The organism is Geomicrobium sp. JCM 19038 (assembly GCF_000698125.1).
GTDB lineage: Bacteria > Bacillota > Bacilli > Bacillales > Marinococcaceae > Geomicrobium_A.
The window spans coordinates 25279-42860 of record NZ_BAXA01000023.1; the positions used below are offsets into that span (position 1 = coordinate 25279).

Sequence of the window (17582 nt, forward strand, 5' to 3'; positions counted from 1 at the left end):
TGATAAAACGGGGGCTTCTGAGCGTTCTCAGAAGCCCTTTACGATGAGTACCGATAAAAACAAAGGAGGTACCGAATGGCACTGCTAAATCTACGTCACGTAAAAAAACACTTTTTCACACAAGAACATGTCGTTGAGGCAATCCGCGAGATTAGCTTTCAAGTAGAAAAAGGTGAATTTGTATCGATCATTGGGCCAAGTGGTTGTGGCAAGACGACCGTTCTTTCAATGATCGCTGGCTTAACCTCACCATCAAGTGGCCAGATTGAATTAAGCGGTTCAAGTGTGACAGAACCTTCCGCTGAGATCGGCTACATGTTGCAGCAAGATTATTTGTTTCCGTGGCTTACCATCGGAAAAAACATGACGATTGGTCTTGATGTAACAAAAATGAAGACAGTTGAAAACAAAGAGTATGCCCTTGACTTGTTAGAGCAAATGGGGCTTTTAGATCGGGTCGATGACATGCCTCATGAACTGTCAGGAGGGATGCGCCAACGAGTCGCACTCGTTCGAACATTAGCTACGAAACCTTCTCTTCTGCTATTAGATGAACCCTTTTCCGCTCTCGACTTTCAAACAAAACTGAAATTAGAAGACCTCATTCACGATACGTTAAAAGCTCAAAAGAAAACGACCGTACTCGTTACCCATGATATAGGAGAAGCCATTGCCATGAGCGATCGGGTCGTCTTGCTCGGACATCGACCTTCCTTCGTACAAGAAATTTTTACAATTCCAGATGAATTACGTGAGTTAAAACCTCTACAAGCGAGAAATCATCCGACGTATCAAACATGGTTTCAGAGGATCTGGAAGGAGTTAGAGTCCCTTGAATCAACAAGTTAATTCACAGTTCACAAAGCACTTACGAATGAAAAAACGAGAGCGTTGGCAAATTCGGCTTACGCAACTTGCCATTTTGATTGCGTTTTTTGCACTTTGGGAAATTGCGAGTCGGATGTATTGGATTGATCCACTATTATTTAGTTCACCTTCGAGTGTGTATTCTGTTTTTGTTTCTATGATGCAAAGCGGAGCACTTCTCACCCATACGGGAGTCACATTGTTCGAAACGATTATGGGATTCCTCATCGGTACGATTGGCGGTGTGTTAATCGCTGCGATGCTTTGGTGGTCACCCTTTCTCTCTCGCGTGTTAGACCCTTACCTTGTTATCTTAAATGCCATGCCTAAGGTTGCTCTTGGTCCGATCCTCATCGTAAGCTTTGGTCCTAACATGAGCTCAGTCATCGCTATGGGTGTTCTTATTTCAATTATCGTTACAACCCTTGTCATCTACAGTGCATTTAAGGAAACCGATGCAAACTTAGTCAAAGTGGTTGATACGTTTGGTGCATCAAAAACGCAACGTTTTCGCTACGTGATTTTCCCAGCATCCTACCCTGCCATTCTCTCGGCATTAAAAGTTAACGTTGGTCTTGCTTGGGTCGGTGTGATCGTTGGGGAATATCTCGTTTCCAATCAAGGTCTTGGTTATATGATTATTTACGGATTCCAAGTCTTTAACTTTAATATGGTCATGTTAAGCTTAGTCGTTGTCGCCATACTTGCCACATTAATGTATCAAGGGGTCGCACTTCTCGAAAAACAGATGACAAAACAACGAAAACAATAAAAGGTCGCACTTAGAAAGTGCCGACCTTTTTCTTTCGTTCTAATTCATCCCATTGTTCGTTCGTCATCGGATACGTATGTTTGACTTGGAAAACGAGCAAAAATGAAATAACCGTGAGAAGTGTAACGAAACCAATGGCAACAATCGCACCGAGAATATCTGGTGGTATGGTATTAACCATCGGCTGTTCCTCAGTTACAGCCGCCGTTGTTGTCATCATCGTTACGATTAACGCCGTACCAATCGACGCTGTCATCTGTCGAATCGTATTCGTTACTGCTGCCCCGTGTGGGATTAGCTTAGGTGGTAATTGGTTTAGGCCCGCTGTATTGACTGGCATCATCACCATCGAAAATCCAAACATCCGAATCGCAAACATCGTCGCAATGAACGTGAGAGAGGTTGTCGTATCAATAAACATTAACATTGCGGTCGATATAGACATAAGTATTAGTCCTGGGATCGCAAGTGCCCTTGCACCAATCCTGTCGAAAATCCGACCTGTAATCGGCGCTAGAAAACCTGAAATAAGTGCCCCTGGTAAGATGACAAGACCTGCTTCCATCGCTGTAAATCCACGCATATTTTGTAAATACAGTGGAATAATCGTCTCTAATCCAATTAGCCCTAAAAACCCAATTGCACAGATGATGGAGGTAATCGTAAAAATACGTAGTTTGAGTACGCGCAGTTCTAGCATCGGATGTTCCATTCGTAGTTGGCGCAACACGAAGAAAAGCAACGTGATAATCCCAACGAGTAACACTACGATCGTAATTGGGCTACCCCAACCGTTATTACCTGCACTCGTGAAACCGTATAACAGCCCACCGAACCCGACTGTTGATAACAGGATTGAAATGGGGTCAACTTTTCTATCTTTTTTCTCCGTCACATTACGCATCGTAAAATAGGCCATCACGAGCATGATGATCGTCAGTGGCAACACACCCCAGAATAAAAAGCGCCATTCATAATTCGAAGTTACCCAACCTGAAACTGTTGGACCAATTGCCGGGGCAAAGGAAATCACAAGGCCGATATACCCCATTGCTGCTCCCCTTTTTTCAATAGGGAAAATAAGTAAAAAAACCGTCTGCATGAGCGGCAGCATAACCCCTGCACCGATGGATTGGATCACCCTTGCAGTCATTAACGAAGGAAAACTCGTCGCTAGTCCCCCTACAAGTGTACCGAACATAAATACAATCATCGCTGTCAAAAATAATTGCCTTGTCGTAAACTTCTCAATTAAAAAAGCAGTAATTGGAATCATAATTCCGTTTACTAACATAAAAATCGTCGTTAACCACTGTGCGGTATTCGCTGTAATATCCATTTCGTTCATAATTGGAGGAATGGCTGTAATCATCAACGTTTGGTTAAGCACCGCAATAAAAGAACCCGCAATTAACAACGATGCAATGAGAACACGACTATAAGGTTCCGTCTTCTCCATAGTAAGGCTCCTCGCTGAAAATCCGAAATGATGTAAGACTAATTGAAAATTATACGCCTCTTTTACTATTTCGGCAATCGAATTATTTGCTTTTTACTGCGTCACTTTTGTTGAAGATTAGGTGCTTTTACATGTCTATCCATATACATAATCGGAATTTGAAAAGAAGAAAACCAGCAAACATCTTTACGTTTACTGGTCTAATCTGCGTAAGCAATATCGGAGTACATCATCTTTCATGATAAAACTATACGAACGGTCGGTTCGGATCGTATCGGGGAGTTGCTGCTTTAAGACTGGACCATCAGTTTCTAAATAGGTGGCTTTTTTCTCGATTGTCGCAACTTCTGCGAAATAAATGTTCTTAATGACAGTTTCTGTTTTTCCCTTTACTTCATATTGCCCAACATATTCCAAGTTGTGAATACGAGCCCCTGTCTCTTCCCATACTTCACGTACAGCAGCCATTTCAGGCAGTTCACCGTCTTCGACTTTTCCACCTGGAAACTCTAGTCCTCGGTCTGAATGCTTCGTTAAGAGCCATTGATCTTTGAACTTACAAATCACCCAAACATGTTTTGGTTCAATTGAGAAAGGCTCCCGCTCAAAAGATAGCTTCACAGCGTTATCATAGTAATCTTGGAAGTCATACATGTTGATTGTCCCTTTTCTTAATATTTAATGAGAAATAGGTCGAGTCATAATGACTTCGACCTACTCTGTTAACGGCTAAGTGGCGAACCTTTTTCTCGGTACTGTTCATATAACGAGCGCGCCATTTGTTGTGACCAACTCGCGTTATCCGCTTTTCGATTGCGAAATTCTTCGATTAACTGATCTCCTGTATAACCATCAGCGATGAGTGAATCTAAAATGTAGTTAAACACATCTTCTTTCTTCATCGCCATCTTACTATCAATTAAAATGGCAAACCCATTTTCTAACGGGCGAGTGGAGCGAACACGACCAACCATCGTTGCAGGGTCATTATTTTCATGTGAAATGATAACTTCCATCATGACGTCTGTTTCATTGTTCAATAAGTCTTCAAACAACGTTTTTGCCGTCTCATCTACAACAGCTTCAACGAGCCACCAACCTTCCTCTTCGCGGTTAATGACAAGTCCTTCTCTCATGTTAATCCGTTCTTCCTCAGGTTCAACGTCTTTTTCTAATAATAGTCGTAAACCTTTGAGACGAAATGTCTTCACATTTATCACTTCCGTTACTGAATTGGTCATCATGATGAGCCGGTTCTTTTATTGTTCGTTTTTGTTCAAGCCATTGCAAAAATTGTACTTCTTCTCCAGTGAGTGCTCGCTTTAATTCGACTTCAAACTCTTCGGACAGTGTTGGAACAAACTTTTGAGCATTCATGTAGAATCGTCCCCTTTTACCGAATTCTATGCAAGTCCCATTTATCCTCATATTCACATGTTCTCGTTATAACAAATCAATTCGTTCTTCCTCTATAGTCTATTGAGCTATTTCGATAAATATGCTAGATTTCCTTTTTTTTATAACCTTTTGTAGTATTACTGAGGTTGTTGTAAACGGTCATACGCTTGTTTCAAGCGATTTAATCCTTCTTCAACATGGCTTCTCGGGCAAGCAAGGTTCATTCGTGCGAATCCAGAACCCGGTTTTCCAAACGTATGCCCATCGTTCAATGCAAGTCTCGCTTCTTCTCTCAACCATTGCTGTAACGCTTGGTCATCCATTTCTAATTGTCTAAAGTCCATCCATAGTAAATACGTTGCATCTGGATCAACAAAGTCAATCTTTGGCATTTCTTCTTTCAGTCGCTTTTCTGCGTAATCAATATTGTCACGAACGTACGCTAACATATTCGTAAGCCACTGCTCTCCTTCACGGTAAGCCGCCTCAGCCGCTGCTGAAGAGTAAGGATTACCAATTCCAGTGAAGTTCTGGCGCATACTAAGTTCTAGCTTCTGTTGAAGTTCACGTTGATTGGAGATGACATAGGACAATTGCAATGCTGCTAAATTAAACGTTTTGCTCGGTGCCATACACGTTGCGACTTGAAGACCTTTAGCTGCTTCTAATGAAGCAAACGGTACATGGTTCCCTCGGAACGTAATATCACTATGAATTTCATCTGAAACAATAGTCACGTCATATTGTTTCGCGAGAACAGCAATTTTCGTTAATTCTTCTTTGTTCCACATTCTTCCACCTGGGTTATGAGGGTTACAAAGAATGAGCATCTTCGCGCCTGACTTCATCTTCTCTTCAAGATCATCAAAGTCAATCTCATACGTACCATTACGCTCAACTAGTTCATTCTCAAGTAAAGTGCGACGGTTCGTATTGACGAGCGCAAAAAACGGATAATAGACAGGTGGCTGAACGATAATTCCGTCACCTTCTTCTGTCAGAACACTTATGAGCTGATGAATCGCAGGCACAACACCTGGCGTAAATGTAATGTCTTCTTGATTAATGGTCCATGCAAATCGTTTGTCCATCCATTCAACAATCGCTTCTCGTAAAGAAGCTGGAGGAAAATGATAACCAAACACGCCGTGTTCCGTTACATTGTGTAAAGCCTTTTGGACGACTTCTGGAACTTTAAAGTCCATATCAGCGACCCACATTGGCCATACGTCGTCGGATTTATATCGCTCTTTGAGCGCGTCCCATTTCATCGAATTCGTTTGTTTACGATCAATAATCTCATCAAAGTTCAACGCATTGTCAGCTCCTTGTCCTACTTTCCTACATTGTACTGTACCTTTAATGATTGAGCAAAGACGAGAATTATAGTCGCCAACCGACCATATAGAAAATTCAGTGGGGGATAGCTCACATCAATGTGGGGTTTTCATTGATTCTCTCTTAAAATAGGGTCCAAACCCCCATCATTAAAGAGTTTAAGATAGGGGTTTGGGCTCCATGCTTAATCCTTTTACAATAGAAAAAACGAGGAAGTTACTCCTCGTTTTCTCATCATTTAATCTTTATGACGAATCATACGGATGATCTCACCAGGTGTCACATTCTTCCCTGACATGAGCATTGCCGTACGGTAAACCTTACCCGCGGCGTTCATCATGAACCATACGAAGACGACTAACACGAGTAATGAAATGACAATTTCTAAGACTGGCAGTTCATCAAGCATGACAATTCGAACGATCATCGCAGCAGAAGCACTGAACGGGAAGTAACTTGCAACGATTGAGACAATGCCATTTGGATCAGATATGAACACCCACACGAGTGCAAATGGTAAAAATGGCAACATCATCATCATCCCTGTTAAGTTGCTCGCTGTACTTGCGTCTTCCATCGTAGCTCCTAGTGCGACATACATAGATGCAAACAGCAGATAACCGAGGATGGCATAAAGCAGATACAACAACGTGATTGGCGTAAACAAGTGTTCAATGATCGTAAAGTCGCTAAAGATTTCAGCGAACGGAATGACAAGCAATAACCAGACGGCGACTTGTGCCATCCCAACGACAAAGTACCCTAAAATCTTTCCTTGCATTAATTGATTAGCACTGACTGAGGAAAGTAATGTTTCCGCCATTTTGTCTTTCTTCTCTTGCATTGAGCTGTTTAATGTCATCATACCGGTCATGATAATGCTTAATAAAACGATCCCAGCAAACGCTGCAGGAATGATATCTTCTAACCATTCATTCCCATCACCACTGCTACTGATCGTTTGAACAGGAACTGAGGTAGATAGAACGAGTTCACGTTCTGCTTGCTCGACTCCCACTTGTTCAAGTTGAGTGCTTTGTAATAACTGTTCAACTTCAGTTCGAATCACCATCGTAGGACTTGTGTATTCTTCTGAAACGACAAGGGTTGCATTCGTCGGGTCCTCAATATGTACGTATGCAATCGCTTCTACTGCCGCGCGTTCTTCAAGTTCTGAGACAGAACCGTCAAATAATTCATAGTGAGCAACCTCAGCCTCAGCTGACGCTATACTCTGAAATGACTCAACAGCTTCTTCATCCCCTGCAACGTAGACTGGAATTTCATGATCGGCTGATGAGCCTCACCCATCTCAGTCATATCTGGTTCGTCATTCCCACCTACAAGTGACCCTATAAAAAGGAAAAATAGAAAGATTGCTGGTGTCACGAATGTCGAGATAATAAATGTTTTGTTTTGCAAGTTTCGCTTGATTTCCCATTTGGCGACTTTTAGTTTTTTGTTTCTCATGAATCTTCTCCTTTCGCAATGGAGACGAAAATGTCGTGCAATGATTTTCGATCGATATGAAGTTCGTCCCAGTGTAAATCATCTGGAAAGCTACGAATGTACGATAACGGATGAACGTCTTGATGAAAATGAATTGTCGTCTGGTTTCCTTCTATTTCGACTCTCTCCACCCGCTCATCTTCGTTGAATGGATACGTAGTATCTGTGTTCACTAGGACGCATTTATAATTCGAGAATTGCTCTTTGATGTGGTTGACTGTATCGTAGACAACTTTCTCACCTTTATGGATCAGGAAAATCTCATCACACAATCGTTCAACGATGTTCATTTGATGTGCTGATAACAGAATTGCTGTACCGTTGTCAGCTAATGCTTGAATTTCCTCTTTGAATACGTCTTGGCTTACCGGGTCTAACCCTGAAAATGGCTCATCTAAAATCAAAAACTCAGGCTCATGAATGATTGCACCGATGAACTGAACCTTTTGAGCCATTCCTTTAGAAAGCTCTTCAATCTTTGACTTTTCATGACCTTCTAAACCAAAGCGAACGAGTAAATCAAGCGCCCGTTGTTTGGCTTTCTCTTTGTCATAATCTTTGAGATCAGCCAAATAAAGAATAACGTCCATTACTTTTTCATTCTTATACAACCCACGCTCTTCAGGTAAAAAACCGATACGCGAGCGTGGAATTTTTTCATGACTATCAAGATGATAGATCACTTCACCAGAATCAGGAATCATTATTCCCATTAACATTCGAATCATCGTCGACTTTCCTGCTCCGTTTGGACCAAGAATACCTGTGATTTTGCCTCGGCTGACAGATAGCGATAAATCATTTACTGCCTTTTTTGTGCGAAAACTTTTTTTTGACGTTTTTGATGTCTACAACGACTTCATTCATGCGCTCACCCCAGTTTTTAATATGTGCGGAATTGATTCATGTAACTTTAGGCTTTGACTTTTAATAATCATAACACCTCGTTCTGAGAGCCACGCTTTTGTTTTTTCTGCATCTTCAGTGATAATTTCTTGTGTGCGTGTGCTACTAACAGATACAACGCCTGGTGCTTGATTAATGCCTTCCACACGTTCTTCAATCCAAATGCGTTGCCAACGCCGTTGCAACTCATCTTTTTCCACACGTTCACTTAACGTTCCGTCATGTAAAATAGAAATATAATCTGCAAGACGTTGAACCTCATCTGCAATATGTGTGGCAATCACAATGGCATGCTCCTCACTTGCATCCATATGTTGCAGTAGTAATCGGTCAAGAATCTGTTGTCCTTCCATATCAAGACCTGTGTACGGTTCATCTAACATGAGCAACGGAGTATCTCTCGATAACTGCAATGCAAGAATTGATTTTTGTTTCATACCGATTGACATGATTTGCAGTTGTTTGTTCATCGGAAGGTTGAATTGCTTTATAAGCGTTTGAAATCGATCTTCGCGCCACATAGAGTCATGTGTCTTGTGTAACTTATGAAGAATTCTTAGTGAGAACCCATCTAACTCTGTCACCGTTTGCGGGATATACGAGAACTGCTCTTTTCCCTTTACTGACGAAACCGGATGACCATTGATCGTCACAGACCCTTTACCTGGGTAATCACCTGACATTGCTTCAAACAACGTCGTCTTTCCGGCACCGTTGTTTCCGATGATCGCATGTACGGTACCACGCTCAATGTCTACATTGATCGTTTCTAACTGATTTTCTCCCATTCGTCTCGTTAAGCCTCTTACTTTAAGCATCGTACTCCTCCTTAATGATCGTTAAGAACAGCTCTTTTACTTCAGACTCTGAATACTCATGTTGCTTCGCAATGTGGATGGCACGCTTTGTAGCATCGTGTACCGTTTTATACTTTTGCGTGGATTTTTCTTTCGTATCAATTTGCTGTACAAACGTTCCCTTCCCTCGTACAGTTTTGATGTAGCCTCGTTGTTCTAAATTCTGATACGCCCGTCTCGTCGTGATCACACTACAGCCCAGTTGAGCTGCAAGTGCACGAATGGACGGCAGAGCAGTCTCTGCCAGCAGATGCTCCGACACAATTAACGTCATAATCTGCTCTTCAATCTGATGATAGATCGGTTCTTGACGTTCTTCATTAATTTCAATCGGTAACGACATCTGCTCCCTCCTTTTTGTGAATCTTTCTAAATCCGACTACCAAAACCAATGCGATGACAATCGACCCGAATAAAAGACTAGCAAACATCGTAAGTAGTGGATTCGTCGCAACCGCTTCAGTGATAAAGAAGTAAAAGTAAGAACCTTGTTGTATAAACGTAAAGGAACCAAATCCAACATATAGCAAAGCGATCAGCAACAAGTAATAAAGGTAGCCGACTCCAAGCAAACGAGGACCAAAAAGCGGAAATACTGCTGTAATTGTCGCTACTGAACTTAATGCTAACCACGTTAGAATAAGTGGTAGAAAGTAATCCATTAAATGAATCTCTTTAAAAACATGAATGACCGTACCAATAAAAGGTGCTGCCCACATAAAAAGTAACGTAATCAGAATATTCGAGATGAGGATTTGCTTTTCGCTTACCGGAAGTCGTCTCATGTACATTTTCCTCGTAATCCCCATTCCGACCGTAAATGAAGGAAACACGACGAGTGGAGCAATGATGAATAAAAGCTCCAAAGCATACGCGAGCAGTGAAGTAGACTCCGCATTGCCCTCAGAAAGAATTGAAAAGGTTACGCCGTAAGAGAAATACCATATTATTGCCGTGACCCAACCCCAAGGTAAAATCGACGTAACACTTGACTTCGTCAAGAAAAGTGTTGTTTTCATTCGTCAACACCTCGCTTTCTTAATTTCCAAACTCCGTACTTTAAAACAATCACAACGACTAACGTGCTGAAGAGTACAGCAAATCCAATGGCTAACAGCGGTTCGCTACTAGCAAGTGTCGCTGTTGCTTGCAATGATGAAACAGTCGTGCCGATCAAGGAATAAACGATCAATTGAACAAGTACATAAACAATTAGAAACACAAAATGCTGAACGTACCTCTTTATCCACATGCCCTTTTGATACTTATAAAAACTTTTTTCGGAGCTTTCATTCAAGACGATGACAATCGAACTTAACGCAATACTAAACCAAATCAGAACAAACGCCACATGCTGAAGCGTTCCAAACTCAATTAGGTGATCATTCGCAAACCAAATGATCACCGAGAAAAGCAACACTGCTAGAATCATTACCCGGGCAATATTTGCGACAACACGACTATAAAAGAGCTTTCGTTCTAAAATCGGAAGCCGTCTTTTATATCGATACGAAGACGCGTGAATCAGCCCTGTTTTTTCGTTAGCTGTATAGCTTTGGTCCGCTAATGTCATGAGTGCAGAGTAAAAAACGATCATAAGTAAAAAGATTACATCGAAAGCCAAGGGCAAATCCTCTCGTAATACGTAAGAAATGGAGAAACCTACTACTGGAATCATAATTATAAACAAGATGATACTTAAAACTGAAATGTGCCTAATCTCAAACCATGCTAGCTGCCAGACTTGCTTCATCATCGACTACCCCATTTATACTGTTCATGTGTTTATATCTATATATACAGTATAACACTATCGTTGATTACACAAGACTACTTTCAAACTTTTTTTTAATTCAACGGTTTTAAACGATAAAAAAGCCCACTCAACGTAAACGTCGAATGGGCAATACATGTTCATTAAAAGATCATCATACCGGCAATTGCACCGTTCATTAGGTTTGCAAGAATTGCTGCCAAGAGGGCACGAGGACCGTACTTCGCAATGTCACCGCGACGGCTAGGAACGAGTGCTCCAAGACCACCAATTAGAATGGCAACGGTTCCAATGTTGGCGAAACCACACAATGCAAATGTTGCGATTGCAATAATACGCGGATCTGTAATTGCACCGCTTGCAATGGCTTCATTTAGAGTTCCAAAAGCAATAAATTCGTTGAGGATTGTCTTTTCACCGATCATTTGTCCAATAAGTGGTGCTTGTTCCCAAGGTACACCAATTAAGAAAGCAAATGGGGCAAATACATATCCCATAATCAATTCTAAAGTTAAACTGTCATTAAACAATCCTAAACCAATATTGACGAGACCGACGAGAGAGACGAATGCAAGAACCATTGCACCGATGTTAAGTGCTAGTTTCAAACCGTCTGTCGTTCCCTTCGCTGCTGCGTCGACAACGTTTGTGACGTCTGAATCACGCTCTAGATTGATTTTCTCATTCGTTTCAGGCGTCTCAGTTTCTGGGATAACGATCTTTGCCATGACAATTCCAGCAGGCGCTGCCATAAAGCTTGCTACAATTAAGTACCCTGGATCTGTTCCCATTGAAACGAGCCCCGCTAAAACGGACCCTGCTACAGTACCTAAACCGACCGTCATGACCGTAAACAACTCTGAACGAGTCATATTCGCTAAATACGGCTTAATCGATAGTGGTGACTCTGTAACTCCAACGAAGATATTCGCTGTTGCAGCCACGGACTCTGCTCGACTAAGTCCAAGCACTTTAGAAACGACAAGTCCTAACGTGTTAACGACTAACGGCATGACACCGATGTACCAAAGAATTCCCATGAATGCTGCGAAGAAAATGATGACAGAAAGTACGTTAATAAAGAAGACATGTCCACCGACAGTCTGCTCTAAACCACCAAACAAGAAGGCAATTCCTTCATTGGCTGCGCCAAGCATCCCGACGACAACTCCACTAATCCATTGGAGTGCCTCTTGACCTCCTGTCCAACTTAAAAAGATCGCACCAGTGAGTATTTGGATCGCTAATGCACCAAGTACTGTGCGGAAATTAATCGCTTTCTTTTCAAGAGATAATAAGTATGCGAGGCCCATTAAAACGATAATTGCCCCAAGCCCCCAAAGAATATTAATTAAAATATCCATTGCAGTACCTCCCCATAGTTATATTACATCCGATTCGTTCCCAAACCACTATTAACAGTATCATCGAAAGTTGTCGACCGCAATATATTATGGACAATTCCTTAATTAACTATGTCAGATTTTGTACGAATACGTTAAAAAAATGTCATTCGATTTCACTTAACGTGACGTCCGCTCTTCAGCAAGCGTTACGATATCCTTCTCCGTTTGCGTTTCCGGATACACGCCTGGAACAGGTGTCGATTTGCCCGATTGATCAATGGCAACCATCGTTAAAAACGACGTTGTTGTCGTTTTCACTTCTTGCGTTAATGGATTCTCGACACTTACATGGACATAGATGAGCATTGAAGATCTTCCTGTAGATGCGACCCATGCTTCAACGTTAACAATCTCACCTTTTTGAACAGACGCATGGAAATCAACACTATCAACAGAAGCTGTCACGACAATTTCACTAGAATGTCGCATCGCACAGATTGCAGCGGCTTCGTCGATATATGCCAAGATATTACCACCAAATATCGTGTTCAAATGGTTCGTATCTTGCGGACTAACGAGGTGGGTTTGTAGCGTATGAGAATGTCCCATTGCTCTGGATGTTGGTTTACTCATCGTTCATATTCATCCTTACTTTTTCCTCTAGTATATCTCGGTTAGGTTTATTAGTTCTAGTAAAAACTTCCAACATGTTATACTAGTTATAATTAATTATAGAAGAAAGGGAGTTTTATGCATGTCCTATTTCCGATATGCTTCCTTATTATCATTCCTTATAATCCTAGTTGCATGCACAGATGGTGAAGAACAAGATACAGAAATTCCTGATGAAAGTGAAGAAGCTGAAGAAACCGTCGAACATGACGAGCAAGCTGTTGATATTCTAAATGAGGCAATCTCGTTTTACGATGATCTGAGTGGACTTTATGTTGAACGGGAGCACATCATCGATGTAGAAGATGGCGGGCGACAAGCATTCGAATATGAATGGATGTATGCCCTTGAAGACGACGAGCCACAACAGTTCCGCCATGAAGTGCATCATTTTGATCAGCTAAACCAAGAGGACGACGAAGAAGCTACTGTCCAAGTAACTTTTACGAATTTAGAACAAGATGGTTATATCGTTGAATATACGAGCGATACAAACGAAGGATTTACATACCCTAATCGTCAAGCAAGAGACACGTACTTGGCCGTTCCAATGTATGAGCATGCGCTGGAACATGCGCAGCTTTCGTATGGTGGAGAAGAGGAAGTCGGAGATTATAACACGCACCACATTATCGTCACTGAAGATCAACACCGTACCCATTATTGGTTCGACCAAGAAACGTTTTTCGAAGTTCAATCACAATATGAATACAATGCTGAAAATGAATCCGATGACGAAGTACAGAACTTAAATGATGGTAGACGCGTCGTTGACTATACGGTCGATCCAGAATTTGATGAATCGTTATTTGAAGTGCCAAGTAATGTCACCATTGAACAACAAGAAGAATAACGTAATAAAAAGGGCTGCAATCTCCATTGCAGCCCTTTCAATCAATTAGCACCTTGGAATTTAACGTGTCTCTTGCCCGACATAAGGTGTGATATCTACATTTAAGTTATCCGCTAAGGTCTTTCCTAATTGTTCATCTGCTCGATACATGTTGCAAATGAGCTTCAAGACGACCTGTTCGTTCTTCACTTGACTCCACTCATCCGTTAACGTACGAATAATTTGCTTTTGCTTCTCTTCATCAAAATCGCGATATAGTTCACCTGGTTGACGGAAATCATCCGCTTTTTCGGTTTTATTACGTCCAGCAACGGCGTTGTCAGGCAACGGTTGGTCAAATTCTAGTTCTTCATCTGACTCTTGAAGTCCTTCTTCACTCGGCTCATAATTCACTGAGCTAGTTGGTTGGAACTTCGGATTTGCCATGACACCATCTTGAGTGTTATTGTTCGTTTGAGCAAATGGACAGTTAATTGGCAATTGTAAATAGTTCGCGCCAATACGGTAACGTTGCGTATCTGAGTAAGAGAAAATTCGACCTTGCAACATCTTATCTTCCGAAGCTTGAATGCCAGGAACGAGAACTCCCGGGTTAAACCCAACTTGCTCAGTTTCAGAGAATACGTTCTCAGGGTTTTTATTCAAGATCATTGTACCGACGTGCTCATAAGGGAAATCTTTTTCTGGCCAATCTTTCGTCGCATCTAATGGATCGAAATAAAACGAATCCAAGTCAGCTGGATCAAGGCGTTGAATGAATAAATCCCATTCTGGATAATCACCATTTTCAATATGCTCGTATAAATCACGAGTCGCATGGTTGAATTCTTCTCCTTGTATCTCTTTCACTTCATCTGGTGACAAGCCTTCAATGCCTGCTTTTGGGACCCAACGATACTTTACATACGTCGTGTTCCCGTGAGCATTAATCCATTTAAATGCGTGGACACTCGATCCACGAAGGTGTCGATACGAACGTGGAATTCCTTCATCATTAAAAAGGTGTAGTTGCATGTTCGTCGTCTCAGGGCTATTCGCCATAAATCCCAATAGCGATTCGGATCCTGAAGGTTCGTCGTAGGATCTGGTTTTAGCGAGTGAATGACATCTGGAAACTTAATCGCATCACGGATAAAGAATACCGGCAAATTGTTTCCTACGAAATCGTAGTTTCCTTCTTCTGTATAGATTTAATGGAGAATCCACGTGGATCTCGTAATGTTTCTGGAGAATGATGCCCGTGAATTACTGTTGAAAATCTAGCAAATACGGGCGTTTCTTGTCCTTCTTCTTGTAGAAAGTGGGCTTTCGTATAGCGCTTTTGGCTTTTCTTAGTAACAAACACGCCGTGCGCACCCGCTCCACGCGCATGGACGACACGCTCGGGTACTTTTTCGCGGTCAAAATGGGCGAGCTTCTCTACTAAGTGATAATCTTCGAGTAATGTAGGACCTCGGCTACCAGCCGTTCTTGAGTTTTGGTTGTCAGGTACAGGTACACCTTGATTTGTTGTTAAACGTTTTGACAATCGAATCCCCTCCATGCATCTATCATGCTATGTTTATTACAGGCACCAGATTGGTGTCCACATAGTCAGCTATAGAGAACGAGATACCCTTTATCTTTTTTTATAAAACGTTTTAAGGATTGTTTTTTGAAAATGTCACACCTTCCTTGTATAAGAGGAAACGGAAAGTGTTATGATGGTGAAAACTAATAGATTTATTCCTAAGAGGTGAGAGGTTTTGGCTAAAAATCGTAAGCAAACAAAAACGAACAAAGCCCCAATGAAATTTCTCGTAGCAATTACAGCATTACTCGTCGTTGTCATGGGGGCATTACTTTTCGTAGTTAATAGTGATGGAGGCAGCAATTCGGCAAATGTTCACGAAGGGGCTCCACCAGTTGATGAGCAACCGACATACGGTGATGAAAGTGCAACAGTATCTGTCATTGAGTTTGGAGACTACAAATGTCCGGCATGTGGAACTTGGACCGTGAAGTCTTCCCGGAGCTTCAAGCAGACTATCTCGACTCTGGTGACGTTTCTTATTCTTATGTGAATTACCTAGGTTTCCGTGAAGAATCATTAGTGTCTTCTCTAGCTAGCCACAAAGTTCATAATGATGCGAGCGATGACGAATTTTGGGATTTCCATCATGAACTCATGCAAACCGCTGGTGTACAAGGTTCAACAATCGGAATCGATGAAGTGCTTGCAGTAGCGGAAGAAACAGCGCCTAGCGTTGATCAAGATGAACTCCGTGAATCCATTGAACAACAAGAATATATGTCCGAGATTGAACGAGAGCATGAGATGATTGAAGAGTTTGATGTGACAGGCACACCGACAATCTTTGTAAATGACGTTGAAGTTAGCGATCCATTTGATTACGATGCAATCTCAGAAATTATTGAAGAACAATTAGAGAATGCGTCATGACTAGATCTTCCATTTTCCTTTATGTTGCTTGGGTGATCTCACTCATCGCAACGGGAGGAAGCCTGTTTTATAGTATCGGCTTAGAGTTTGTTCCATGTGACATGTGTTGGTACCAACGCATCGCAATGTATCCGCTAGCGATTATTCTCGGTATCGCAACGTTTCGATCAGACTTTAACATCCGATGGTACGCATTGCCGTTTAGCATTATTGGAGCGATCATGGCTGCGTATCATTATGCTTTACAAAAGATTCCTGGTTTTGGGAGTGTAACCCCTTGTCAATCGGGAGTTCCTTGTAACGCTGAATATATGAACGTACTTGGATTTATTACAATTCCGTTCCAAGCACTCGTTGCATTTCTTTTAATTACTGTATTATTATTTTTAGCAAAACCGAAACACAACTAGAAAGGTAGGGGGCACATTTGGCTCAACAACTTTTAAAGGCATTCGTCACCACATCCGCCTTGTTCGTACTTGCAAGTTGCGGAAATCTAGATCAAGACGAGCCGTCCCCAACTGATTCGACCGATGAGATTGATGAAGTTGAAGAACCAACACCTGAAGCAAGTGCCGAAACTGACCCGTGGTCAATCGACGCTGAACATTTCACACAAACAGAGACGGTTGATGGACAAGAAGTCATTCAAAACCCAGATAACGTAGCCGTCCTCGTTAACTATGAGTACGCATTACCCGAAGGATATGAACCAGAAGATCTTGTCGTCCCAGATGTTACGTTTTCGTTTGACGAAGATGTCGAAAAGCGCTACTTACGAGAACCTGCAGCGATCGCACTTGAATCCTTATTTGAAGCTGCGGTTGAAGACGATATTCACCTTTTTGCAGTGTCAGGATACCGTTCTTACGATCGTCAAGATGCCATCTTCTCAAACGCCGCAGCAGAACGCGGAGAAGACATCGCAAGTGAAACGATTGCTTATCCCGGAAACAGCGAACATCAAACCGGCCTAGCATGGACGTGTCTAGTGAAAGCAACAATTTCTTACTCAGCGAAGCTTTTGGTGATACCCCTGAAGGGCAATGGGTAGAAGAAAATGCACACAAGCACGGATATATTATCCGCTACGAAGAACATAAAGTTGATGTAACAGGCATTAGCTATGAACCGTGGCACCTTCGTTATGTAGGCGAAGAAATCGCTACAATGATGGTTGAGCACGACTTAACGTTAGAAGAGTTTTTCGAAAAAGCAACCGCAATCTAAAATCGACAGCTAACCCCCTCCAAAGTAGGCTTGGATGGGGTTTTTTCGTTGACAGGTGAGAGAGATTGGTAATGAAACTGTGAGCTTTTCTAATCTTACTGCTGAATGGAGAAGCTAGGAAACAGGCTCTTTAACTCAGCTTGCTGTATTGCGCGCTG

The 17582-nt window shown here is 41.9% G+C and carries 17 protein-coding genes and 4 pseudogenes; 6 read left to right on the top strand and 15 right to left on the bottom strand.

Annotation, left to right across the window (positions count from 1 at the left end):
• The first annotated feature begins 75 nt into the window (after nt 1-75).
• On the top strand, nt 76-849 hold the full coding sequence (locus JCM19038_RS19120) for an ABC transporter ATP-binding protein (RefSeq protein ID WP_042420942.1): 774 nt from the start codon (nt 76-78) through the stop codon (nt 847-849).
• A gap of 25 nt (nt 850-874) precedes the next feature.
• A complete protein-coding gene (locus tag JCM19038_RS19125) occupies nt 875-1639 on the top strand; it encodes an ABC transporter permease (protein ID WP_042420980.1) in 765 nt (254 codons plus the stop codon).
• A 10-nt stretch (nt 1640-1649) separates the two neighbouring features.
• Here the strand turns inward: JCM19038_RS19125 and JCM19038_RS19130 are convergent, their stop codons facing one another.
• From JCM19038_RS19130 to JCM19038_RS19195, 14 genes and pseudogenes are all read right to left on the bottom strand, one after another.
• On the bottom strand, nt 1650-3098 hold the full coding sequence (locus JCM19038_RS19130; protein WP_042420943.1) for a DHA2 family efflux MFS transporter permease subunit: 1449 nt from the start codon (nt 3096-3098) through the stop codon (nt 1650-1652).
• Between the two features lie 192 nt (nt 3099-3290).
• Nucleotides 3291-3752: an RNA deprotection pyrophosphohydrolase gene (gene ytkD / locus JCM19038_RS19135; RefSeq protein ID WP_042420945.1), complete on the bottom strand. Its 462-nt coding sequence runs from the start codon at nt 3750-3752 to the stop codon at nt 3291-3293.
• A 68-nt stretch (nt 3753-3820) separates the two neighbouring features.
• Nucleotides 3821-4309: a YwpF family protein gene (locus JCM19038_RS19140; protein WP_193745173.1), complete on the bottom strand. Its 489-nt coding sequence runs from the start codon at nt 4307-4309 to the stop codon at nt 3821-3823.
• Nucleotides 4257-4475, bottom strand: coding sequence for a hypothetical protein (locus tag JCM19038_RS23035; protein ID WP_042420948.1), 219 nt, complete (start codon nt 4473-4475; stop codon nt 4257-4259). The genes JCM19038_RS19140 and JCM19038_RS23035 overlap by 53 nt, the downstream gene beginning before the upstream one ends.
• Nucleotides 4476-4633: 158 nt before the next feature.
• The gene (locus tag JCM19038_RS19150; RefSeq protein WP_042420951.1) at nt 4634-5809 is read right to left on the bottom strand and encodes a MalY/PatB family protein; all 1176 of its coding nucleotides are present in this window, start codon (nt 5807-5809) and stop codon (nt 4634-4636) included.
• 263 nt (nt 5810-6072) lie between these two features.
• The gene (locus JCM19038_RS19155; RefSeq protein WP_081831918.1) at nt 6073-7116 is read right to left on the bottom strand and encodes an ABC transporter permease; all 1044 of its coding nucleotides are present in this window, start codon (nt 7114-7116) and stop codon (nt 6073-6075) included.
• A complete protein-coding gene (locus tag JCM19038_RS19160; RefSeq protein ID WP_042420953.1) occupies nt 7062-7304 on the bottom strand; it encodes a hypothetical protein in 243 nt (80 codons plus the stop codon). The genes JCM19038_RS19155 and JCM19038_RS19160 overlap by 55 nt, the downstream gene beginning before the upstream one ends.
• A pseudogene (locus JCM19038_RS19165) lies at nt 7301-8137 on the bottom strand (ABC transporter ATP-binding protein); the annotation flags it as partial. The pseudogene JCM19038_RS19165 and the gene JCM19038_RS19160, both read right to left, overlap by 4 nt.
• 69 nt (nt 8138-8206) lie before the next feature.
• Nucleotides 8207-9067, bottom strand: coding sequence for an ATP-binding cassette domain-containing protein (locus JCM19038_RS19170; protein WP_042420955.1), 861 nt, complete (start codon nt 9065-9067; stop codon nt 8207-8209).
• A complete protein-coding gene (locus JCM19038_RS19175; protein WP_042420957.1) occupies nt 9060-9449 on the bottom strand; it encodes a GntR family transcriptional regulator in 390 nt (129 codons plus the stop codon). The genes JCM19038_RS19170 and JCM19038_RS19175 overlap by 8 nt, the downstream gene beginning before the upstream one ends.
• A complete protein-coding gene (locus tag JCM19038_RS19180; RefSeq protein WP_042420959.1) occupies nt 9433-10125 on the bottom strand; it encodes a hypothetical protein in 693 nt (230 codons plus the stop codon). Before JCM19038_RS19180 ends, JCM19038_RS19175 begins: the two co-directional genes overlap by 17 nt.
• Nucleotides 10122-10862, bottom strand: a complete 741-nt coding sequence (locus tag JCM19038_RS19185) for a hypothetical protein (protein ID WP_042420961.1) — start codon at nt 10860-10862, stop codon at nt 10122-10124. Before JCM19038_RS19185 ends, JCM19038_RS19180 begins: the two co-directional genes overlap by 4 nt.
• Before the next feature lie 161 nt (nt 10863-11023).
• Nucleotides 11024-12244 carry a NupC/NupG family nucleoside CNT transporter gene (locus JCM19038_RS19190; RefSeq protein WP_238554497.1) on the bottom strand — a complete coding sequence of 407 codons (1221 nt, stop codon included), beginning with the start codon at nt 12242-12244 and terminating at the stop codon, nt 11024-11026.
• Between the two features lie 159 nt (nt 12245-12403).
• Nucleotides 12404-12859 (bottom strand): acyl-CoA thioesterase, encoded by a 456-nt coding sequence (locus tag JCM19038_RS19195; RefSeq protein WP_042360339.1) that lies wholly within the window; start codon nt 12857-12859, stop codon nt 12404-12406.
• A gap of 121 nt (nt 12860-12980) precedes the next feature.
• Here JCM19038_RS19195 and JCM19038_RS19200 point away from each other — a divergent pair, with 121 nt between their 5' ends.
• Nucleotides 12981-13751 carry a hypothetical protein gene (locus JCM19038_RS19200; protein WP_042420964.1) on the top strand — a complete coding sequence of 257 codons (771 nt, stop codon included), beginning with the start codon at nt 12981-12983 and terminating at the stop codon, nt 13749-13751.
• Nucleotides 13752-13811: 60 nt separating this feature from the next.
• Here the strand turns inward: JCM19038_RS19200 and JCM19038_RS19205 are convergent.
• Nucleotides 13812-15294: pseudogene (locus tag JCM19038_RS19205) on the bottom strand (catalase).
• A gap of 286 nt (nt 15295-15580) precedes the next feature.
• Here JCM19038_RS19205 and JCM19038_RS19215 point away from each other — a divergent pair.
• The 3 genes and pseudogenes from JCM19038_RS19215 (at nt 15581) to JCM19038_RS19225 (ending at nt 17424) form a co-directional block, all read left to right on the top strand.
• Nucleotides 15581-16194, top strand: a pseudogene (locus JCM19038_RS19215) (thioredoxin domain-containing protein).
• Entirely contained in the window at nt 16191-16604 is a 414-nt protein-coding gene (locus JCM19038_RS19220) for a disulfide oxidoreductase (protein WP_042420971.1), read from the top strand. The pseudogene JCM19038_RS19215 and the gene JCM19038_RS19220 overlap by 4 nt, the downstream one beginning before the upstream one ends.
• A 59-nt stretch (nt 16605-16663) precedes the next feature.
• Nucleotides 16664-17424: pseudogene (locus JCM19038_RS19225) on the top strand (M15 family metallopeptidase).
• Nucleotides 17425-17582 lie beyond the last annotated feature (158 nt).